Source organism: Acinetobacter sp. BD54 (assembly GCF_044778325.1).
GTDB lineage: Bacteria > Pseudomonadota > Gammaproteobacteria > Pseudomonadales > Moraxellaceae > Acinetobacter > Acinetobacter baumannii.
In genome coordinates this window covers 57869-79965 of sequence record NZ_JANJEP010000003.1, presented here as the reverse complement: position 1 = coordinate 79965, position 22097 = coordinate 57869, and the positions used below count along the sequence as shown (strand labels likewise).

The 22097-nt window shown below is 40.3% G+C and carries 22 protein-coding genes; 14 read left to right on the top strand and 8 right to left on the bottom strand.

Features of this window, described 5'->3' with window-relative positions; translation table 11 throughout:
- Window positions 1–109 precede the first annotated feature (109 nt).
- The 8 genes from NQ782_RS05615 to NQ782_RS05580 all read left to right on the top strand — a co-directional run bounded on the left by NQ782_RS05615 (window position 110) and on the right by NQ782_RS05580 (window position 6841).
- Window positions 110–940 (top strand): inositol monophosphatase family protein, encoded by an 831-nt coding sequence (locus NQ782_RS05615; RefSeq protein ID WP_000433617.1) that lies wholly within the window; start codon window positions 110–112, stop codon window positions 938–940.
- A 410-nt stretch (window positions 941–1350) separates the two neighbouring features.
- Window positions 1351–3198, top strand: a complete 1848-nt coding sequence (locus NQ782_RS05610; RefSeq protein ID WP_000047395.1) for a DEAD/DEAH box helicase — start codon at window positions 1351–1353, stop codon at window positions 3196–3198.
- A 92-nt stretch (window positions 3199–3290) separates the two neighbouring features.
- On the top strand, window positions 3291–3476 hold the full coding sequence (locus NQ782_RS05605) for a hypothetical protein (RefSeq protein ID WP_000471151.1): 186 nt from the start codon (window positions 3291–3293) through the stop codon (window positions 3474–3476).
- A 126-nt stretch (window positions 3477–3602) separates the two neighbouring features.
- A complete protein-coding gene (locus tag NQ782_RS05600) occupies window positions 3603–4421 on the top strand; it encodes an ABC transporter ATP-binding protein (RefSeq protein WP_004712625.1) in 819 nt (272 codons plus the stop codon).
- The gene (gene mlaE / locus NQ782_RS05595) at window positions 4418–5194 is read left to right on the top strand and encodes a lipid asymmetry maintenance ABC transporter permease subunit MlaE (RefSeq protein ID WP_001091949.1); all 777 of its coding nucleotides are present in this window, start codon (window positions 4418–4420) and stop codon (window positions 5192–5194) included. The genes NQ782_RS05600 and mlaE overlap by 4 nt, the downstream gene beginning before the upstream one ends.
- Window positions 5194–5874, top strand: coding sequence for an outer membrane lipid asymmetry maintenance protein MlaD (locus NQ782_RS05590; protein WP_000842362.1), 681 nt, complete (start codon window positions 5194–5196; stop codon window positions 5872–5874). The genes mlaE and NQ782_RS05590 overlap by 1 nt, the downstream gene beginning before the upstream one ends.
- 26 nt (window positions 5875–5900) lie before the next feature.
- On the top strand, window positions 5901–6542 hold the full coding sequence (locus tag NQ782_RS05585) for a phospholipid-binding protein MlaC (RefSeq protein ID WP_001093907.1): 642 nt from the start codon (window positions 5901–5903) through the stop codon (window positions 6540–6542).
- Window positions 6543–6553: 11 nt separating this feature from the next.
- Window positions 6554–6841 (top strand): lipid asymmetry maintenance protein MlaB, encoded by a 288-nt coding sequence (locus NQ782_RS05580; protein ID WP_000250997.1) that lies wholly within the window; start codon window positions 6554–6556, stop codon window positions 6839–6841.
- A gap of 68 nt (window positions 6842–6909) precedes the next feature.
- Here the strand turns inward: NQ782_RS05580 and NQ782_RS05575 are convergent, their stop codons facing one another.
- Window positions 6910–7923, bottom strand: a complete 1014-nt coding sequence (locus NQ782_RS05575) for a CorA family divalent cation transporter (RefSeq protein WP_000888321.1) — start codon at window positions 7921–7923, stop codon at window positions 6910–6912.
- Window positions 7924–8080: 157 nt separating this feature from the next.
- Here NQ782_RS05575 and NQ782_RS05570 point away from each other — a divergent pair, with 157 nt between their 5' ends.
- Both NQ782_RS05570 and NQ782_RS05565 read left to right on the top strand, forming a co-directional pair.
- Window positions 8081–8662 carry a TIGR00730 family Rossman fold protein gene (locus tag NQ782_RS05570; RefSeq protein WP_001084310.1) on the top strand — a complete coding sequence of 194 codons (582 nt, stop codon included), beginning with the start codon at window positions 8081–8083 and terminating at the stop codon, window positions 8660–8662.
- Between the two features lie 14 nt (window positions 8663–8676).
- Entirely contained in the window at window positions 8677–9078 is a 402-nt protein-coding gene (locus NQ782_RS05565) for an NUDIX domain-containing protein (RefSeq protein ID WP_000849705.1), read from the top strand.
- Window positions 9079–9080: 2 nt separating this feature from the next.
- Here NQ782_RS05565 and NQ782_RS05560 read toward each other — a convergent pair whose 3' ends face one another.
- Window positions 9081–9716, bottom strand: coding sequence for a ComF family protein (locus tag NQ782_RS05560; RefSeq protein ID WP_057094715.1), 636 nt, complete (start codon window positions 9714–9716; stop codon window positions 9081–9083).
- Complete coding sequence (gene recG / locus NQ782_RS05555; RefSeq protein WP_000204960.1) at window positions 9709–11754, bottom strand: ATP-dependent DNA helicase RecG; 2046 nt, start codon at window positions 11752–11754, stop codon at window positions 9709–9711. The genes NQ782_RS05560 and recG overlap by 8 nt, the downstream gene beginning before the upstream one ends.
- Window positions 11755–11774: 20 nt before the next feature.
- Between recG and NQ782_RS05550 the strand changes: the two genes are divergently transcribed.
- Together NQ782_RS05550 and adeT2 are read left to right on the top strand one after the other, a co-directional pair.
- The gene (locus NQ782_RS05550; protein WP_000547774.1) at window positions 11775–12590 is read left to right on the top strand and encodes an NAD-dependent epimerase/dehydratase family protein; all 816 of its coding nucleotides are present in this window, start codon (window positions 11775–11777) and stop codon (window positions 12588–12590) included.
- 79 nt (window positions 12591–12669) lie between these two features.
- Window positions 12670–13656: a putative multidrug efflux protein AdeT2 gene (gene adeT2, locus NQ782_RS05545; protein WP_057094716.1), complete on the top strand. Its 987-nt coding sequence runs from the start codon at window positions 12670–12672 to the stop codon at window positions 13654–13656.
- A gap of 43 nt (window positions 13657–13699) precedes the next feature.
- Here adeT2 and plsB read toward each other — a convergent pair whose 3' ends face one another.
- Window positions 13700–16273, bottom strand: a complete 2574-nt coding sequence (gene plsB / locus NQ782_RS05540; protein WP_000045404.1) for a glycerol-3-phosphate 1-O-acyltransferase PlsB — start codon at window positions 16271–16273, stop codon at window positions 13700–13702.
- Window positions 16274–16548: 275 nt separating this feature from the next.
- Here plsB and NQ782_RS05535 point away from each other — a divergent pair, with 275 nt between their 5' ends.
- Both NQ782_RS05535 and NQ782_RS05530 read left to right on the top strand, forming a co-directional pair.
- Window positions 16549–17421 (top strand): acyl-CoA thioesterase II, encoded by an 873-nt coding sequence (locus tag NQ782_RS05535; protein WP_000993136.1) that lies wholly within the window; start codon window positions 16549–16551, stop codon window positions 17419–17421.
- A gap of 106 nt (window positions 17422–17527) precedes the next feature.
- On the top strand, window positions 17528–18793 hold the full coding sequence (locus NQ782_RS05530; RefSeq protein ID WP_002000599.1) for a dicarboxylate/amino acid:cation symporter: 1266 nt from the start codon (window positions 17528–17530) through the stop codon (window positions 18791–18793).
- Window positions 18794–18835: 42 nt separating this feature from the next.
- Here NQ782_RS05530 and NQ782_RS05525 read toward each other — a convergent pair whose 3' ends face one another.
- The 4 genes from NQ782_RS05525 to NQ782_RS05510 form a co-directional block, all read right to left on the bottom strand.
- Window positions 18836–19786 (bottom strand): metal-dependent hydrolase, encoded by a 951-nt coding sequence (locus NQ782_RS05525; RefSeq protein ID WP_016653507.1) that lies wholly within the window; start codon window positions 19784–19786, stop codon window positions 18836–18838.
- A gap of 123 nt (window positions 19787–19909) precedes the next feature.
- Window positions 19910–20686, bottom strand: coding sequence for a ribosome biogenesis GTP-binding protein YihA/YsxC (gene yihA / locus NQ782_RS05520; RefSeq protein ID WP_001254463.1), 777 nt, complete (start codon window positions 20684–20686; stop codon window positions 19910–19912).
- A 108-nt stretch (window positions 20687–20794) separates the two neighbouring features.
- The gene (locus tag NQ782_RS05515; RefSeq protein WP_001176606.1) at window positions 20795–21232 is read right to left on the bottom strand and encodes an Rrf2 family transcriptional regulator; all 438 of its coding nucleotides are present in this window, start codon (window positions 21230–21232) and stop codon (window positions 20795–20797) included.
- An 85-nt stretch (window positions 21233–21317) separates the two neighbouring features.
- Window positions 21318–22082, bottom strand: coding sequence for a globin domain-containing protein (locus NQ782_RS05510; protein WP_000188888.1), 765 nt, complete (start codon window positions 22080–22082; stop codon window positions 21318–21320).
- Between the last annotated feature and the right edge of the window lie 15 nt (window positions 22083–22097).

Here is a 22097-nt window from a genome sequence, read left to right as displayed (position 1 = left end):
TTTTTCGAAACATTTTTTCCCAAAAAGCGTATTCATTTGCTAAAATGGATACGCTTTTATGCATTATTCTTTGTCAAAATCTTCAAATTTGTATTGTAGTGGGTGTTCAATGGAACCTATGGTGGTGATGGCTGCGCGTGCGGCTCAAACAGTTGGTCAAGAGCTTTTAAAAGCGCATCAAAATCGTCATAAGCTCGATTTGCAAGTTGAAGAGAAAGGCATTGATGGTCCTGTAACACGTGTAGATCGTTATTTAGAACAATTGACGATTGATACATTACGTAAAAGTTATAAAAACCATAGCTTCTTAGGTGAAGAGTTCGGTTTGCAAGAGGGCAAAGGCCACGATGCAGACTGGTGCTGGGTGATCGACCCTCTTGATGGCACGCAAAACTTTATTAATGGTTTCCCTCATTTCTGTATTTCTATTGCTGTTCAGCACAAAGGTGTTACTCAGCACGGCGTAATTTACGATCCGGTACGTGACGAATTGTTCTCTGCAAGTCGTGGTCGTGGTGCGGTGATGAATCAGCGTCGTATTCGCGTAAATGTAAAAGATAGCCTAGAAAATACATTCTTGGCAGTAGGTCACCCTTACCGTGCTAAACGTGCTGGTGAAATTGTGTCTTATGCAGAGCAGCACTTTGCTTCATTATTAGCTGTGACTCAAGCGGGTGCTCAAATCCGTCGTGGTGGTTCAGCTGCTTTAGACTTAGCGTATGTTGCTGCTGGTCGTTTCGATGGTTTCTTTGAACTTGGTTTAAAACCATGGGATATCGCTGCTGGTGAGCTTATTATCAAGGAAGCTGGTGGTGTTGTGGTTGACGCACGTGGTGGTAATGATTCACTTGAAAATGGTCAAGTGATTGCATGCTCACTGAAAATGTTAAAGCCATTAATGCAAACTGTAGTTCCTGCTTGGGACAAAGCTGCAAAATAATTTAAAAAAATTATTTCTGAGTAAGACCCTCTTTTTATAGAGGGTTTTACTTTTTAATGGTCGGTAAAATACAAATAACAGTAGAAATACCGAGAAAGTTGATTAAAACACATGACTTTTAAATTCTTTCTGCTATAATCCGCCCACGCACTTAAATTTCCGTTCATTACCTGAACATTCTGTTCTATTCATTGTAAGCGCACGCTGTCCATAGAGAGGACCATTTCTTGCGCCCCAATCGCTCAGCGATTCTTCAGGTTGCGGCCGTAATCAAGCGTGCGTTTAGTCCACATCGTCGTTACTCGGATTGCTGCTGAATAATAAGATTCAGCTAATATTTGCTTTGCCGCTTTTGCCGATGTCTATTTGTATTTATTAAAAATGGAGCACCCTTTGGGGTGGAACTCTCTATGAGCAAAACTTTTGCCGAATTTTCTTTGCACGAAACCTTACAACAAGCTCTTGAAGGTTTAGGTTTTACTAACCCAACTCCTGTGCAAGAACAATCTATTCCTGCTGCTTTAGAAGGTAAAGACCTTCTTGTTTCTAGCCAGACTGGTTCTGGTAAAACTGCTGCATTCTTATTACCGACATTACATAATTTGGCAGGTCAAGATACTTTCGTTCCGTTCAAAGAACGTATGAAAGCAGTGACTCAGCCTAGCATTTTAGTTTTATGCCCAACACGTGAATTGGCTCAACAAGTTAGCCAAGACGCAATTGCTTTTGTACGTCACATGAAAGGTGTTCGTATTGCTGCAATTATGGGTGGTATGCCTTTTGGTAAACAAATTCAACAGCTTAAAGGTGCTCAAGTTGTAGTTGCGACTCCAGGTCGTTTATTAGACTTAGTTAACCGTCGTCAATTAAAGCTAGACAAAGTTGATGCTTTAATCGTGGACGAAGCTGACCGTATGTTAGACCTTGGTTTCTCTGAAGACTTAGAAGCGATCAGTGACTTGGCTGCGAATCGTGGTCAAACGTTAATGTTCTCTGCAACTTTTGCTGACCGTATTATTCGTCTTGCTGAGCGCATGATGAATGAACCTGAGCGTATTGCAATTGAAACTGGTCACAGCACCAATACTGACATCACCCAAACTTTACACTGGACAGATGGTTTCGAACACAAGAAGAAACTTCTGACTCACTGGTTGGCTGATGAAACGCTTGACCAAGCTGTTGTATTCGCGAGCACACAAGAAGATACAGATATGTTGGCTGAAGAACTTGCAGAAGCAGGTCATTCAGTTGTTGCACTTCACGGTGCAATGCCGCAAACAGTTCGTAACCGTCGTTTACGTAGTATCCGTGAAGGCCGTGCGAAAATCTTAGTTGCTACTGACGTTGCTGCACGTGGTCTTGACGTTCCAACAATTTCACACGTTATTAACTTCGGCTTACCAATGAAGCATGAAGATTATGTACACCGTATTGGTCGTACAGGTCGTGCTGGTCGTACAGGTCAAGCGATTACTTTAGCGACTTATCGTGAACGCGGTAAAATCCGTGCGCTTGAAGATTACTTAGAAGCTCGTTTAAATGTTTCTGAAATTGAAGGTTTAGAGCCATCTCCACCTCCAGCTCGTCCACGTCGTGAAGGCGGTCGTGGTGGTAACGGTGGCCGTGATGGTCGTCGTGGTGGCGGTTTCGGCGGTGGTCGTCGTTTCGAGGGTGAAGGTAACTTCAAACGTCGTGAAGGTGGTCGTGATGATCGTCCACGTCGTAGCTTCGATGATAAGCCTCGTGGTGAGCGTCCTGCTTTCGGTGGCGAAGATCGTCCACGTCGCGAGTTCAACTCAGACCGTCCACGTCGTGAAGGTGGTTTTGAAGACCGTCCAAAACGTAGCTTCGGTGGTGAAGATCGTCCGCGTCGCGAGTTCAACTCAGACCGTCCACGTCGTGAAGGTGGTTTTGAAGACCGTCCAAAACGTAGCTTCGGTGGTGAAGATCGTCCGCGTCGCGAGTTCAACTCAGATCGTCCACGCCGTGAAGGTGGTTTTAACGATAAGCCTCGTTTTGATTCAAATGATGACAATCGTGGTAACCGCGTAGACTATAAACCACGTCGTGAAAACGGTTTCGGTGACCGTCCACAACGTAGCTTTGGTGGTGAAGATCGTCCACGTCGTGAAGGTGGTTTTGGTGATCGTCCAAAACGTAGCTTCGGTGGTGAAGACCGTCCACGTCGCGCAGTTCGCGAAGAACACTTTAATCAAGAATCTCGTGGTGAGCGCCGTCGTAAATTCGACCGTTAATCTTTAAGAGATTTAAAAAAAAGGCCAGTTTACATACTGGCCTTTTTTATTTTTTAGTTTTGTTATAAAATAACAAAGTGTGAAACAGTTCAATGTTTATTGTAATAATGCGTAAAAGTAAGCGAAAAGAGTCGCCTTTGGCATGGTTGAGTAAATTCTTATTTCAACGTGGTTTGCCATATCTTTTTATTGCACTTGCTTTGTGCAATGGAATCTACTTTGCCTATGCTTTATTAACTGGCCATTTCGTAGACCAGTTTCAAGTTCTCGATCAATAAATTTCTTTTCAAAATCTAGCTCATATTCCTATATTAGCTTGTTTTGCTTTTGTCAAAATTACAACAAGATTCCCAAAATTCAGTGTTATAGTATGCGGGCATAAAAGTGCAGGAATGATTGCCATTATGAATAATAAAACTCCTCTCTCGACTCAATCACTGATTGAAGTGAAAAACTTGAGTTTTAACCGAGGGGAACGCGTCATTTATGACAATATTAGTTTAAATATACGTCGAGGCCAGATCACGGCCATTATGGGACCATCTGGTACAGGTAAAACGACCTTATTACGCTTGATTGGTGGACAGCTTGTTCCCGATCATGGCGAAGTTTTGCTTGATGGCAAAGATATTGCTCAAATGTCACGTCAGGAATTATTTGCAGCACGTGCGCGTATGGGAATGCTGTTCCAGAGTGGAGCTTTATTTACCGATATGTCGGTTTATGAAAATGTCGCTTTTCCAATTCGTGCGCATACGAAACTTTCTGAAAATCTCATTGCAGAACTGGTCGCTTTAAAACTTGAATCGGTGGGCTTGCGTGGAACAGAACAGCTTATGCCTACTGAGTTGTCAGGTGGTATGAACCGACGGGTCGCTTTAGCTCGTGCAATTGCGCTTGATCCCGATTTAATTATGTATGACGAACCTTTTGCGGGGCAAGACCCGATTGTGAAAGGTGTTTTAACACGTCTCATTCGTTCATTGCGAGAAGCTTTAGATCTAACTACGATTATTGTTTCGCATGATGTTCCTGAAACTCTATCTATTGCTGACTACATTTATGTTGTAGCGGAAGGGAAGATTCAAGGGGAAGGAACGCCAGAAGAATTACAAGCTTATGCTTCTCCATTTGTAAAACAGTTCTTAACCGGCTCGGCAGAAGGTCCGGTTGAATACCAGTTTAGCCACCAAGCTTATTTAGATAACGAGGTTCGTCCATGAATACGATTGCCTGGTTAGGTAGACTCGTTATTGAGCGGATTCGAGGGATTGGTGTTGCGGCACTGATGCTCTTACAGATTATTTTTTCATTACCTTCAGCGGGCGGTTTTGGACGTTTCGTCTATCAAATGCATCGTGTAGGGGTAATGTCTTTACTCATTATCACGGTATCAGGTTTATTTATTGGTCTGGTACTCGGATTGCAAGGCTACTCAATATTAGTCAATGTTGGTAGTGAATCAATGCTAGGCACAATGGTGTCTTTAACTTTATTGCGTGAGCTTGCACCGGTCGTTGCAGCTTTGCTCTTCGCTGGACGAGCAGGTTCTGCATTGACTGCTGAAATTGGTTCGATGAAACAAAGTGAACAGCTTGCCAGTATGGAAATGATTGGTGTTGATCCTTTAAAGCAAATCGTATCACCACGTCTTTGGGCTGGTATAGTCAGTTTGCCAATGTTAACCGTTATTTTTGCTGCGATTGGTATTGTTGGCGGTAAATTGGTTGGAGTTGACTTTCTTGGCGTTGATGAAGGCTCCTTTTGGAGTGGTATGCAAAATAATGTTCAATTTGGCCACGATGTCGTAAATGGCATTATTAAGAGCATTGTATTTGCTTTGCTGTGTACATGGATTGCTGTTTTCCAAGGGTATGCATGTGATCCGACACCTGAAGGCATTGCAACGGCAATGACCCGCACGGTTGTATATTCTTCATTATGTGTTTTAGGTTTTGATTTCGTGTTGACTGCGGTCATGTTCGGAGGGATTTAATGAAATCACGTACTAGTGAGCTGGCCGTAGGTATCTTTGTCATTATCTTCGGTATTGCTTTATTCTTTTTAGCAATGAAAGTGAGTGGTTTAGTGGGCACGAACTTGAGCGATGGCTACACCATGAAAGCTCAGTTTGATAACGTTAATGGTTTAAAGCCTCGTGCTAAAGTGACGATGAGCGGTGTAACAATTGGCCGCGTTGATTCAATCACGCTTGATCCGGTTACACGTTTGGCTACGGTTACTTTTGATCTTGATGGAAAGCTGACAAGCTTTAATGCTGAACAGTTAAAAGAAGTTCAAAAAAATGCTTTAGACGAATTACGTTACAGTTCTGATTATACGCAAGCGACTCCAGCGCAACAAAAAACAATGGAACAGCAACTGATCAGTAACATGAACTCCATCACAAGTATTGATGAAGATGCTTATATAATGGTTGCAACCAATGGTTTATTGGGTGAGAAATATTTAAAAATCGTACCGGGTGGTGGTCTAAACTACCTTAAACGTGGCGATACTATTTCTAATACCCAAGGAACGATGGATCTAGAAGATCTTATTAGTAAATTTATTACTGGTGGTGGCGCAGGTAAGGTTGCCGCTGGTTCATCCTCAGCAGAAGAAAAAGCTCCTGCAAGTACTGACAGCAGTGCACAGCCGTCATTTGTTGAGTAAGAGATTATTTGAAGGAGTGGTTCCAGGTGAATACGTTGTTTAAACAAACCCTTACAGCAAGTATTTTGTCTACTATGATTGCTGGTACAGCTTTTGCTGCACCTTCAGAAGCACCACCTGACTTTATTAAGCGTGTTGCTGATGGCTTGATTTCTCGTTTAAAAGCCGATCATGCTAAATTGCAAAATAACCCAGCATTAGTAAAAACAATTGTACGCCAAAACTTAGACCCGTATGTTGATTCACAAGCGTTTACTCGTATTGTGATGGGTACTTATGCAACAAACCAATATAGTACTGCTGCACAGCGTGCTCAGTTTGAAACGAACTTCCGTAATACATTAATTGAGAATTACGGTAGTGCATTTGCTAAGTATACAAACCAAACTTACACGATGCGTCCATACAAGGCGACAGCTGGTAAAAACCCTGTTGTGACTTTAGATTTTAATCACAATGGTGAAAAAATTCCTGTGTCGTTCCAGTTGGCAGACAAAGGTTCGCAATGGAAAATCCGTAACATCAATGTTTCTGGTATTGATTTAGGATTGCAGTTCCGTAACCAATTTGCTGCAACTGTGAAACGTAATGGCGGTGATTTGAATAAAGCAATTGCTACGTTCCAACCTGATGCAGATGCTGCTGTTAATCAGAATAAACAAAAATAAGTAGGTGAAGAGTGGTTCAGTATCTTAACCAAGAGTTAGTTGTTTCAGGCAAAATTGATTTTGAAAATGCTGAACAACAATACCAAGCTGGATTGGCAATTATTAAAAAGCAAACAAGCTTTCCTTTAATTGTTGATTTAAAGCAGCTTGAGCATGGTAATACGTTAGCCTTGGCTGTTTTAGTGCAATGGCTACGTCAAACTCCACAAAAGTCTGGATTACATTTTAAAAATGTACCGGAGAAGATGCTGAAAATCATTCAAGCCTGCCATTTGCAAGAAGACCTACATTTGGTTTGATGAGCAAAGATAAAAAAGCACCTAAATTTAGGTGCTTTTTTATATACAAAATTTGCTGGGTAATCTCTTTAAATCCATTTTTTCCAGCGGAAATAAATGATAGGCCCAATAAAGAAACCAATAATAATTAGTAAAACGATAATAAAGCTGGTTGTACCGTGTGCGAAAGGAAGTACATCAGTGTTCATACCATAGATACTGGCGATTAACATAGGTGGTGCCAACATACTTGGTAATATCGAGAATCGACGGATCGTATCGTTTTGTTCAGTGTTAATAAATCCTGACGTTGTATCAAGCAAGAATCGTACTTTTTGAAATAAGAAAGCGTCATGTTCGACAAGCGAGCGAACATCCTCACTAAGTTCTCGAATATCTGCATCGTAGATATGACTGCCTAAAGCACGTGGACGAGACAAAAACGTTAAAACACGGCGCAAATCAATTAAACAGAGCTGTGCTTTTCCAAGCATGTCTTCTTGTTGTGCCAAGCGGGTAATCATGTCATCAAGATCTAAAATCTGTTCACGTTGATGGTTATTGAGAACCTCGGTTGAGTATTTTTCTAGATCCTTGTGGATATCTTCCAAGATATCCGCAAGCTCATCTAGCTTTGCTTCAAGTAAGCCCAATAAAATCCATGTTGGATCTTTATAATCCATTTCGTAGTCATTACGACGAGCTCGAGCACGAAAAGCACGAAAGGCAACTAACTTTTCACCACGTAAAGTAAATAAGCGGTCTTTATGTAAGATGAATGCAACAGTCTGCACCATGGCAAGCATATGGGAAGAATCTTCGGCATCCCCATCAACCTGATAATTTTTATTTTTCGTTAAAAAATAGGTGCTGATATGCAAAATACCGTCATCATCACGGTAGAATCGAGCAGAAGATGAAATGTCTTCTAACGACTTTAGTGTGGGTAAGTTCTGATTGTAAGCATCTAAGACCCATTGTTGTTCTTCTTGAGAGGGTGCAATAAGATCAAGCCATACTAATTCGGGATGTAGATCAAATCCACCATTGATGGTGGCATCTTCCAGACTTCCGCGTTCTGTGGCATAAAAGGCTTCAAGCATGTGTCTTTTTTCCTTACGCAGTCTGATGGAAATTGATGGGTGTATTTTAGACAAGGATTTGCCGAAAAACACTTGCCAATACGCTATTTTGCAAAAAAAAACTCTGTCGATAGTCTAGTTTGTCAGCATGACAGTTCAATAAAACGGTTTTTATACTATGAATTCAATTTGTATTTTCTGTGGTTCATCTCTTGGTTCAAACCCAATCTTTCAACAAATTGCTCAATTAACCGGTGAAGCTATTGCTAAACAAGGTAAAACACTCGTTTATGGCGGTGGCCGTTCTGGTTTAATGGGTGTTGTTGCTGATAGTGCTTTGCAAGCCGGCGGGCAGGTCATTGGGGTAATTCCTCGTGCTTTAGTTGATCGCGAGTTAGCTCATCCTGGACTGACAAAATTATATGTCGTCGAAAATATGCATGAGCGTAAAACCAAAATGGCAGATCTGTCGGACGGTTTTATTGCTTTACCAGGTGGGGCAGGTACATTGGAAGAAATCTTTGAACAATGGACATGGGCACAATTAGGTATTCATCAAAAGCCGTGTGCTTTTCTAAATGTAGCTGGCTTTTATGAAGATTTGCTTAAAATGATTCAGGGAACTGTAGATAACGGATTTAGCCAAGCACGGTTTGTTGATAAATTGATTGCCTCAGACAAAATTGAAGATATTCTTCAACAATTTGAGCAATATCAGGCTCCTGCTCCGAAATGGACAAATGCCGACGTTCAACCATAAATGAGGTTAAATAGGTGAAAACAATTACGGTTGCCGCTGCGGTGATCTTAAATGAACAAAATGAATTATTGCTTGTCAGAAAGCGTAATACACAAGCTTTTATGCAGGTAGGCGGTAAACTGGAGCCGAATGAGGCTCCGGAAACTGCTATACAGCGTGAAATCTTGGAAGAAATAGGCAGCCCGTGTGTAATAGAGCAGTTTATAGGGCGTTTTGAGACAGCAGCTGCCAATGAACCGGATCATACGCTTATTAGCCATTTATATTTGGTTCGATTAAAACAATCTCCACAAATTGCAGCTGAAATTGCTGAAATGAAGTGGGTGAAATTTAATGATTCCGAGACAAAACTCGCACCATTAACCAAAGAAATTGTAATTCCGTGGTGTGAGCAGAACTTATCTATAACTCTATAATTTTAATATGATGTAGATGAAGCAGCAGCTAGGCAAATGGCATGAATAGATGTACACCCTAGCTGTTTGAGCGCCTGACTTAAAGCGTGAATTGAACTTCCTGTTGTGATTACATCATCAATAATCAGTACACGACGATAACGCCGTTTTTCTTGAGTGAGCGCAACAAATTGCTGTTCAATATTTTCAAATCTTTCGAGTCGAGATAATCCCTTTTGAGAATGCTCATTTAAGCGTTGTACAGGCTGCCAAACTGGTATTTTTAATTGCTTACTCAAAAGATTGGCGAGTAATAAGGATTGATTAAAACCACGTTCAGTTAAACGTTGTTTGGAAATAGGCATGGGTACAATCGCTTGTACCTTAGGAAATTTTAATTGCTGTAAAACTTCAGCGAGTAAGGTTTGGTAATGTAATTTTTGTTCATATTTAAACTGCTGAATGATCCGGTTAATTGGATAGGCGTAGTGGCAGGCCACAAGAACAGACTGATCATTGCGCTGAATGGTTTGCTTAAGCCACGGTAGCTGTTCCCAGCATTCTTTACAAAGAGAATATTTTTCCCGTGTTCCTATTTCGCAAAGTAGGCAAGGGGACAGCAAATGAAAAAGATACTGGGGGTTTAAAAACTTAAACATATGCGTATCGAGGAGCTTCAGGAAGCCAGCGCTTCAATAAGGCATCAGCTTGCTCAGGGTAATCTTTTAGAACTTGTTGTGCAACGTAGTGTGCTTGACTCAATAAATGATCATCTCGCTCTAAACGTGCGACACGGAAACCCATATCACCTGTTTGTTTTGTTCCTAATAACTCACCCGGGCCTCTTAGTTCAAGATCTTTTTCAGCAATAACAAAGCCATCATTACTTTCTCTTAAAATTGAAAGTCTTTCTTGCCCATTTTGTGAAAGTGGTGGTTTATAGAGAAGAACACAAAAACTGGCTTTTGCACCTCGTCCTACACGCCCTCGTAATTGGTGTAGCTGTGAAAGCCCTAATCGTTCAGCATTTTCAATGACCATAATTGACGCATTGGGAACATCTACTCCAACCTCAATAACAGTTGTGGCAATTAGCAGTTGTAGTTCATTGTTTTTAAATGCTTGCATGACAGCCTGTTTTTCATCGGCTTTCATTTTGCCATGAACCAAACCAATATTAAGTTCAGGAAAGCGCTCTTTCATTTCTTGATAGGTGGCTTCGGCGGCTTGAGCATCTAAAGTTTCGGACTGTTCGACCAGAGTACATACCCAGTAGGCCTGTTTGCCTTCTCGGCAGTTTGAAGCAATTCGATGCAGTACTTCTTCACGACGATCTAGCGGAATCGTGACGGTCTGAATTGGAGTTCGGCCTGGGGGTAATTCATCAATAATCGATGTATCTAAATCGCCATAAGCACTCATTGCCAGTGTTCTAGGAATTGGCGTTGCAGTCATGACCAGTTGATGTGGGGTGAGCTGTTCGGCGCCTTTATTGCGTAAGGCTAATCGTTGATCGACCCCGAATCGGTGCTGTTCATCAATAATCACGAGTCCTAGTTTTGCAAATTCAACGTTATCTTGAAATAAGGCATGAGTACCCACAATCAGTTCAGCATGGCCTTCTTTAATTTGTTGCTCAGCGTGTGCCCGCGCTTTCCCTTTTTGTTTACCCGACAACCAAGCTACCGTAATACCTAAAGGTTCAAACCAGCGTTTAAAATTTAAATAATGCTGCTCTGCTAAAATTTCGGTGGGTGCCATTAACGCAACTTGCCAATCTGCTTCCAATGCATGACATGCTGCAACCGCTGCAACTAAAGTTTTTCCAGCCCCTACATCACCTTGTACCAAACGCAGCATAGGTTGATGTTGTTTTAAGTCGCTTAAAATTTCTTTTGATACACGTTTTTGTGCGTTGGTCATTTGAAAAGGTAAAGCTTCTAGCAGTTTTTTTGCAAGCACTTTACTACTCGGAAAAGCAGGAGAAGCAATTTGGCGAATATAAGCACGTCGAGTGAGAAGACTAATTTGATGTGCGACCAGCTCTTCAAAAATAAGACGTTGCTGCGCAGGATGAGAGCCTTGAGCCAGTTGGATCATATTGGCATCAACTGGTGGCTCGTGAATGTAATGTAAAGCTTCTTTGAGTGCATACCCATTTGTATATTGTTTAGGGAGTAACTCGGGTAAGGCATCACTATGATGCTTCAACGCTTGTTTAACATATTCGCGTAATTTAGCTTGTGTTAGGCCATCGGTACTTGGATAAATTGCTGTGAGCTGCGTTTTTGGAAGGGGGGTATGTTCATTAATAAGTTGAATTTCTGGATGATAAAGCTCGAGTCCTCGTGCACCTACACGAACTTCACCAAAAATACGTAAACGGTTACCAGGTTTTATTTTGTCAGTTAAATTTTTATAAATATGATAAAAGCGTAAAGTCACCTTACCAAATTCATCTTGTATTAATGCGGCCATAGATTTACGTTTACCTGGAGGGAAATCAACAGATTTGACTTCACCCTCGAGTAAATAACTACGACCAACCACCAATTGATTCATAGGAATAATGGTACTGCGATCTTCATAATCACGGGGCAGATGAAACAGCAAATCATCTGTGGTAAAAATATTTAGTTTTTCGAGTAGGGCTGCTGAAGCCGATCCAACGCCTTGTAACTGATGGACTGAAGTCATGTCCCCTCAACGAGTTCTCTATGCATATATTATTTATCGGTTATGGTAAAACATCTCAGCGTGTTGCTAAACAACTATTTGAGAAAGGACATCAAATTACCACAATTAGCCGTAGTGAAAAGACAGACCCTTATGGGACACATCTCGTACAGGATATTTTTACGCTCGATTTAAGCGAAATTGCACCTGTAGATGTAGTGTATATTTTACTTTCACCAGACGATAGTACTGTTGAAGGTTATCAGCATACTTATGTGGATAGTATTGAGCCTATTCGTCAGGCTTTAAAATCGCATCCGGTTAAAAGATTAATTGTGGTGTCATCTACGCGGGTATATGGTGAAAATTCTGGTGAAACAATTGATGATCATAGTGAGATTCACCCAAACGATGCCCAAGGGCATATCTTGCACAATATGGAATTGCTATGGCAAAAGTATTTTCCGTCACAGTGCGTGATTGTGCGTCCTACAGGGATTTATGGGGCTTCTATTGATCGCCTAAAACGAATGGCTGAGCACACGCAAACCTATCCAAATATTCACTATAGTAACCGTATTCATATTGATGATTTAGCAAGGTTTTTGGCATTTTTAGCCGATTTTGAAAAACCCCATAAAAGTTATCTTGTTGCTAATAATGCACCTGTACCTTTGCATGAAGTCTTACTGTGGTTTCAAAGTCAGTTAGATTTACCGCTACTTACCTTAGATTCAGCTCATGTTTCAGGCAAAAAAATTTATGCGAAACATTTGTTTGAGACGGGTTTTCAACTTGAGCATCCAATTTGCTTTAATGACTATTTATTATGTTTAAATGCTCATGGTACAAATTAAAATTTAGACTAAACTTTAAATAACAACAGAAATACCTGATGAGGCAGTTAAATTGCCGATAAAGATAAAAAGGTTAAAAGTGAAAAAATTTTGTTTAGCTCTCTTTTTGAGTGTAACGTCAGTTACGAGTTGGGCTGGGGATCAGGTGTGGTGTGCATATGATCCAGCGGGTACCCAAGGGGATATTACGCGTCGACTAAATGACATTCGTTTATATGCTCAGCAATATCAAGTCAAATTCAAAGTCGTTAGTTATCAAAAAGAGCAGCAAGCCATTCAAGCCTTTGATGAGGGTAAATGCTCAGGCTTAGCAGCCAGTAACTTTAATACTTATCAGTATAATCATTTTATGGGTAGTACCTCAGGTATTGGTCTTATACCTAATAACCGGACTGCACGAAATCTATTGCAGCTTTTAAATCATCCTACAATTGAGAAAAGATTAATTAATAAAGACTATGAAGCAGTCGGTATGATTCCGGTTGGAACTGCAAATATGGTCATGAAAACCAAAAAAATATCAAAAGTGGCACAGCTTAGAGGTCAAAGAATTGGAGTTCTGGCCAATAACCCGCCACAACAAGCTTTGGTGAGAAGTGTAGGTGCGCAGCCAGTATATGTTGATTTATCGAATGCGATTGCGCAGTTTCGACAAAATAAAATCGATATTATGCCAGCGCCTGTTTATGGTCTTTTGCCTTATAACCTACAGAAAGATTTTGGGCCAGATACTCAGGTGATTAATTTTCCTTTGGCGTACTTCGGGGTAAATATAATTATTAAACCACAAGCTTATCCAGCCAATTTTGGGCGAAAAATTCGGGCTTGGTTTGTCCAAAATAGTCAATTATTAACAAATCGAGCTATACAATGGGAAAACCATTTACCAGCCTATTATTGGATTGACGTTTCTTTTTACGAAAAGCAGAGCTATGACATTATGGTGGCAAAAATACGCAATCAATATGTTCGCTCCGGTTATTACGATGCCTACTTTGTGGAGCTAATGAAACGCTTACGTTGTATTGATGATCCGCGTTACTTTGAATGTCCAATGAGTAGATAAAATAAAAGGCAACTTAAGTTGCCTTTTATTTTATATGAAGATTCTAAGCTTTTTTACGTTTTAAACGGCGTTTAGCTTGCTGAGAAGCCATTGCTTCAAGAGCTTCTTTTAACTCTTCATCAGTAAAGGTCGTGATGTGTTGCAACATTTGTAATGTCACTTCATCAAGCACCAACTGTGCGCCTGCTGCCATTTGACGGAAATTATCATCAAACTCGATTTGGCCTTGGTCATTCGTTCGAATGTAGTTTTGTTGAGTTAAAACTTTGATAAAGCTTTGGAATAATGCTTTGTCAAAGAATTCAGGAGAGTTAAATTCATAAAGGACTGATAAACGTTGTCCTAATAAATGACTTAATTCTTCAACTTGTTTTGCTGAAATATTACCTGAACCACGCTGAGTGATTAAAGCTAAAGTCATGTAATAACGTTCAAGGCTTTGTTTAACAGGTGTTGCTAATACAACAAGCTGATTATGCTCTTCAGTATTCGGTGCAGAGCTGATTAAATTGCCTTCGTCATCTTGTTGAATAAGATTTGATTGAACCAATGCATCTGCATATTGCTCAATCTGTTCTTTAAGTTCGCTACTTTTCCATTTAAGGAATAGTTCGGCTTTTAAGAATGGATAAAGCGTATAGATAACATTGCTTAAATCAGCACGGCTAATTTTCCCGTTATGTTCAACAAGAGATGCAATCAATGAAGGTAAAACGAATGCATGCAAAATGTTATTACGGAAATAGGTGAGGAGAACCGCTTGGTTATCTTCAATCGCAATAATGTCACCAAGGGCATGCTGTACGCGCTTAATCAATTTAAGCTTTAAGCCATAAGCAATAATTTCCTTGCCAGATAGCGGCGTTACTTCTGTGCGCTGATCGTAAGGGAAATTTGATGCTAAATTGCGGTAAGCTTCAAGCTGCTTAATACAGATTTCTTCATCAAGCGTATGCTTTGGTGTTGCAAGCAAAATAATTGAGAGTAAAGAAACCGGATTAATCACTACCGCACGGTTAATATTTTCTAAAATCGCATTTGCAGAACTGTTTACTGCTTCTGAAACAGCAGGTGGCACTGGGTCATCGTTCTTTTCAATATAAACGTTCTCAGCATTATGCTGTTTAAGCAAGTCATCTAGAAAAACAGGTTCACCAAAGTTAACGTGTACTTTACCGAAAATACGTTCAATTTTTCGGAGTGTTTTTAAAATACCAAAAATAGACTCGGCTTCTTTTGGCTTACCTTGCATTTCACCTACATAGGTTGAACCTTCCATAAGGCGCTCATAACCAATGTAAGTTGGCACAAATACAATTGGTTTGGCACGGCCACGTAAATGACTATGGACTGTCATTGCGAGCATGCCGGTTTTCGGTGGTAATAAGCGGCCTGTACGCGAACGTCCACCTTCAATAAAGTATTCAAGTGGTGTGTTGCGAGAAAGAATACTATATAAATATTCTTTAAATACAGAAGTATAGAGACCATTACCACGGAAAGAGCGGCGAATAAAGAAGGCACCGCCACCACGTAAAAGCTGACCAACGAAAGGTAAGTTTAGGTTGTCGCCCGCAGCAATATACGGAACCATCAAGCCACGTTTATAAATCACATAAGACAGTAGTAAGTAGTCAATGTGGCTACGGTGACATGGTGTGTAAACAATTTCATAGTCTTTTGCAAGCTCTCGGACAGTACTGAAGTTATGAACTTCTACGCCGTCATAAAGCTGAGTCCATAGACGTGTTAATGCCAAATCTGCAAAACGTACTGCTGAGTGAGAATAATCAGATACGATTTCATTCACATAACCAATCGCACGGCGCTCTGCTTCAAGCATGCTGATTTTACCGCGAATACTTTCGCGTCGAATGGCTTCTTGAACATCACGAGACTTTAATACCGACTGCATGACATTGCGGCGGTCAGATAAGTCAGGGCCTAAAACAACTTCACGTTGACGATCAAGGTAGTCATTTAAAGTGCTAACAATATAAGTCGCTGGCGAAAGATTCGGATAATGCTTCTGAGCATATTCAACGAGGTCACGTAAAGACTGTGGTTCATGGAATTCCAAATAAGATTGGCGACCATGCAAACCAATATTTACAAGCTGTTTAACTGTACTTGGTGTTGCCCATGTATCTGAGAATAACAACTTAAACCAAGAGTCTTCTTTATCTGGAGAACGACCCCATAAAACGGTTACCGGAACCAGTTCTATGTCGAGTTCAGGATTTGCTTGTAAAACTTCGATCAGTTTAATTAAACGTGGCGGAAAAGCATGAGGAGGGGGATTCAGTAGGTTATTTTCATCATTGTGTTGTAAAAATAAAACTGAAGCTTTTTCCTGATGAGTACCGATGACTAATGGATCTAGCGCTGGCTTTAAATTTAAGCGACGAGTTTCTCCATCCACCACTAAAGCATTACTGCGAGAATGATTTTGCAAGACATAGCACACTACTTTTTGGCGCTCAGTCTTTGCTTCTGTTTCTGTTGTTGCTGATACTGGTTCAGTAGGAACTTCCCCAAGAACATGTGGTGTTACCACGAGGTCAAGTAGTTTACTCGAAAGCCGACGATACATTTGACCAAACCCACTCTTGGACATAAGAACTCCTACTTCTTAAAGACAAATCCCGGCACCAAAGGCAGAGGGTAAATATTTTGCGGTATTTATTAAAAAAAACAATATGCTATTTTCTGATAAATTATAATTCTTTTGGCATTTTTTATCGTTAAAAATCGTATTTTTAGCTGTTTTAAAGGCAATGTTTGTCAGAAGTTGACTGATTGTTCCATGTACAAATAGTTTTTTATGGCACAATAGATTCTACACATCTGTCCTTTAATACCAATTTTGCCTGCAATATGAAGGTATCTCTCATGAATGCGTTAACCCAAGAACTGGTTGAGCTGCTCACTTTAGAAAAGCTTGAAGAAAATATTTACCGTGGAATTAGCCGTAATTTGGTCGGTAAACGTGTTTTTGGAGGTCAGGTTCTCGGTCAAGCATTACGTGCTGCTTCTTACACAACTGATCGTCCTGCGCATTCTCTGCATGCCTACTTTTTATATGGTGGTGATATTAATGCTCCAATCATCTATGAAGTAGATCGTTTACGTGATGGCAAAAGCTTTGTCAGCCGTCAAGTTCGGGCAATTCAGCATGGACGAGTTATTTTCTCGGCAATGGTGTCTTTTGCTAACCCTGAAGAAGGCTTGAACTATCAGCATCCAGAACCAGATTACCCAGCTCCTGAAGCGCTAAAATCGGAAAGTGAGTTGAAAGAAGGTATCCTGAATTTTGTACCGGAAAATGTTCGTGCAAGTTTTATGCGTGAGCGTCATGTTGAAATCCGTCCGATTGATCCAGTCAATCCATTTCAACCACAACCGGAAGCGCCTTTTAATGCGCACTATATCCGTACCCATGACCGTATTCCAAAACAGCTGGATGACATTTCATTGCATCAAGCAATTGTAGCGTTTTACTCAGACTTTACTTTGATGACAACAGCTTTAAGACCACATGGCTTAAGTTATATTTCTCCAAGTTTGCAATGTGCCAGTATTGATCATGCGATTTATTTCCATCGCCCACTTCGTGCTGATGAATGGATGCTCTATGACATGGAAGCTACAGTTAGTGCGGCTTCTCGCGGTTTAAACTTTGGCCGTATGTGGCAAAATGGCCAACTCGTATGTAGTACGGTGCAAGAGGGTTTGATGCGTTTACGGGAAATTGAAACTCAATAAATAACGATGAGCCATCTGAAAAGATGGCTTTTTTATTTTTAATTGAAACGATGTGACAAAAAATTGCTCGAATGAAAAGCAAGCTCATGTCATATTTACAAAAGGATTGCCTACTGAAAAAAATAATGTTGATATGAACTTAAATACACAAATTCTGATTGCTGCCATTTTAGGTTTAGCCTTTGGCTTCCTACTTACCATGTATCCGGACACTGCTTTTGTAAAGCACAGTTTATATGGATTAGGCATATTAAGTAGTGTTTTTATTGGGCTACTTAAAATGTTGTTGGTGCCATTAATTTTTAGCTCCATTGTGGTTGGAGTTTCAAATTTACAGGCAGGTGGACAATTAGGCCCAGTTTGGAAAATCACATTCTTGTGTTGTATCACCACCACCACTTTGGCCTTAATTTTAGGTATTAGCTGTGCTCATTTGTTTGAGGTCGGGCGAGGTGTAGATATTTCAATTTTTCAGGCATCTATGCAAAGCTATCAAACACCAGATAGTTTAAACCCGGCAACTTTCTTCACTAATTTTATTCAAAATACTTTAATTAACCCATTTAAAGCTTTTAGTGACGGGAATGTTTTAGCTGTCGTCGTGTTTGCTCTATTTGTGGGTGTTGCTTTAGTTCATGGTGGCGAACGTTTTAAAAGTATTCGGGTATTGAGTCATCAGTTTTTTGAAATGATGATGATGTTAGTAGGTTGGGTAATGAAATTGGCGCCGTTAGGTATTTTTGCCTTACTCGCTAAATTAATGGCTACCGAAGACATTTCAGTATTAAGCCGATTGGCGGAGTTTGCTGCTGTGGTAACAGGTACTACTATTTTTCATGGCGCTGTTGTTTTACCGCTACTGCTTTGGATTTTTGGTCGTATGAGCCCTTGGACTTTCTTCAAAGGCACACGTACAGCTTTAATTACCGCATTTGCAACGAGCTCTAGCTCTGCCACTATGCCGCTGAGTATGAAATGCGCACAGGAAAACTTAGGTGTTCGTCCTCAAACTGCAGGTTTTGTGATTCCATTGGGTACACAGCTCAACATGGATGGCACAGCTTTATATGAAGCTGCTGCCGCGCTCTTTGTGGCAAATCTAGTTGGACTAGACTTAAACCTGACACAACAAATTGTAGTGTGCCTAACCGCAATGATCGCATCACTTGGAGCACCAGGAATTCCAAGTGCAGGTATGGTTACCATGATTATGGTATTACAGTCTGTGGGTTTACCTGCCGAAGCAATTGCGATTTTACTTCCAATCGATCGTTTACTCGATACGGTAAGAACGGTTGTAAATGTGCAGGGAGATATGATGATTAGTGTGGTAGTAGATCGATATACCAAAGATAAAGATATCAGTATCTAATCTCTAAATAAAAAAGCAGGATTTATATCCTGCTTTTTTATTTTAAGCTGCTTGTAACTCAGCTCTTTTGGCTGCTGGCGACTGCGATAAATAACTTACCGCATCTTCAGTACTACCTTCTTTAACTGGATCATACCACGGCATGAGGTAGTCAATTTGCTGAGCAATAAGCCAGATTGGGTTTGGTAAAACCTGATTATCTTTTCGGCTAATTTTATACCATTCTAGAGCAACCCAAGCTGGGAAAAATCTTGATTTGGCAGCATCAGCAAAACGTGGATCTTGCTTCATAATATGTGCAGCGCCGTCTACCCATAGCCCTAACACAAGCACAATTACTGCAAGACTTAAATAATAGCGTGGAATATAACCGCCTCCTAAATGGCGATATAAATCGAAAGCAACTGTGCGGTGTTCAATTTCTTCTGAACCATGCCATTTTACCAAGTCTACCATTTCTGGATCTGCGCCTAACTCTTCCCAGCGTTTGTTATAAAGCGCATATTTACCTAGAACACATGTCATGTGCTCAACTGTCGCGATAACACCTAAACGAAATAAATCCCATTGCTCTTGCAGGAATTGCGGAACTTCTTTGTCAAAAGGCTTATCTGCCAAAGCAGTGGTAAATAGATAATTCATAATGTCCAGATTTCTCTGGATATCAATATTGCGTGCACTTAAATATTCTTTATTGGCAGAAGTGTGTGCGTTTGCATGCATTGCTTCTTGGCGAATAAATGCTTGTACATCCTGTTTAAGTTTTTCATCAGTAATACGAGGTAAAACCTTGTTATAGAGCCGGCAAAACCAGAACTCTCCAGCAGGCAAGATATTGTTAATTTCATTAATAAAATAACTTGCAAACGGTTGGTTTGGAATCCAGTCTACAGGGGTATCTTTCCAGTCAAATTTTACCTTGCGTGGAAGAATTTTATAATCAATAGAAGAACCTAAAGCCTTATTCTTCAAAAAAGATAGCAATTTCATCATTTAGTCCTGATTTTTAACTCGATGAAGTTATGATGAGTATAAAAAAAGCCCCTACATTTGTGTTTAGCAATAGGGGCCAATTGAATATAAATTTAATGAAGAAATTGTATCTGTTTTGACGATTTACTCTTCTGCATCCTCATCGCTTGCTTCTGGGATTGCATCAACGTCAAATTCTGGCTGTTGTTCAAGCGTAAAATGTAGACGTCCAGCCATCACACTTGCTAGCTCTTCTAAACCTAGTTTGTTTAATGAAGAAAAAAGCTGAATCGAGAAATCAAGCTTCATTTTTTTCAGTTGTTGTTTAACTTCGAGCAAGACTTTGTTCGCTGGACCGCGGTTCAGTTTATCTGCTTTGGTTAAAAGAATATGAACAAATAAATGGCGTGAATAAGCCCACTCTAGCATCATCATGTCAAAGTGCTGTAAAGGGTGGCGAATATCCATGAGTAAAACCAAACCTTGTAAGCTTTTACGATGAATTAGATAGTTTTCTAATTCTTTTTGCCATACACGTTTCATTTCTTCTGGTACGGCTGCATAACCATAACCAGGAAGGTCAACTAAGCGTTGATCTGGATTACCTAGGCTGAAAAAGTTAATCATTTGCGTACGCCCAGGTTTTTTGGAGGCACGTGCAAGCTGTTTCTGGTTTGTTAATGCATTAATTGCGCTAGATTTTCCTGCATTTGAACGTCCGGCAAACGCAATCTCGTAGCCACTATCTTCAACACATAGTGCCAATTTTGGAGCACTCATTAAAAATTCAGCTTGGCGTAACCAGTTTAGAGATTGCACAGCATAGGCTGTAATCGCTGGATCCGGTTTCTTTTCATAACTGATCTTTTGCTTGGGTGCGAGTCTGGCTTTGGTGTCTTTCGATTTTTCACTACGACGCATAAAAAATAACTTTTTAAATGAGAGGGCTCGCGCCTAGTATAAAGGAGCTTGGTTATTCTTGCTAATTTTCAGTAAGCTTGCTTAAAAAGATAAATAGAATTACGGGCTCTAGAGTTGTAAAAAGGCGATAGGGGAATGATCTGAAGCGGATTTTGGCTGTTGTAAAACTTCACCTAACGTATATTGATCTAAACTTTGATAAAAGCTTTCCAAAGCTTGATCAAGAATACCTTTCAAACCGCAATGGGAGCGTAAAACACAAGGCGGTGTATTGCATTCAACAATTTGGTGGTCACCTTGTAAAATTCGGACAATTGTTCCAAGTTTTAAATCTAAAGCTTTTGGATTTAATCGAATTCCACCACCTTTGCCGCGAATGGTAATAATCCACTCTTGTTTACCCATAAAATGGACAACCTTCACAAGATGATTTTGCGAAACATATAAATCTTGAGCGATTTCTGCAATCGTGTACGGCGCATCACTTGGACGAGCGACATACATTAATATTCGCAAAGCATAATCGGTAAATTTATTAAGTTGCATGATCACCAAAAACTAAAGGTTAGGAGGTTGATCATCTTAGCCTGAAAGTCTAAAGAATAAAACTTTCAGGCTAGAGCTTTTTAAGTTACAGCGTTAAAGGAGCTGAAACTTGTACTTGATCACCAACTCTATAGTGCTCAAGCAAAATGTTTGAAACAGAGAACTCTGTATGGTCTTCTTCTGGTTGAACATCAAAATGATAAGTATTGTCCTCTTGAGCCTCTGTGAACTTAAATGCTTTTGGTTGTTCAAGCTGTTGGTTAGGTACTTGAACTTTTACAGAAATAAAAGCATTTGCTGGGCTGGTGAGTACATCTTCATGATCAGTTGCCTTTAAAGTAAAGCGTTTGCCAGACTCAAGTGGGTCAATTTGCGTAATTTCAAATGAACGCCAGCCAGCCCATCCACCTTTCAAGCTTTCAAGTTGTTCATATTTTTGTTTTTCAACACCAATTAAGATATCTGCCAACTGTAAGTAAGCTTGTTTCCACGCTTCAATGAGTTCTGATTCAAATGGAACATTTAAAACTTCACTAATTGAATGAAGCAAGTTGTCGCCCACAATTGCATATTGATCTGGCTGAATATCTAAACTGACATGCTTAGTGGTAATGCGTTCAACCGCTTTGGCAAGCACCGTAGGATTCTCAATATTTTCAGCATACGCGAGTACAGCTGCTGCAAGAGCACGAGGTTGGCGCAGGCTGGTCTGATCATCAAGATTAAAAACATTTTTTAGTTCTGGGTTGTTATTCAACATACGCTTATAAAAGTATGTAGTTAGAGTAACACCATGTTCACGCAATACAGGTACAGTAGATTTAACGAGTTCAATTTGTTGTGGAGTCATGGCTAGACCTTAATT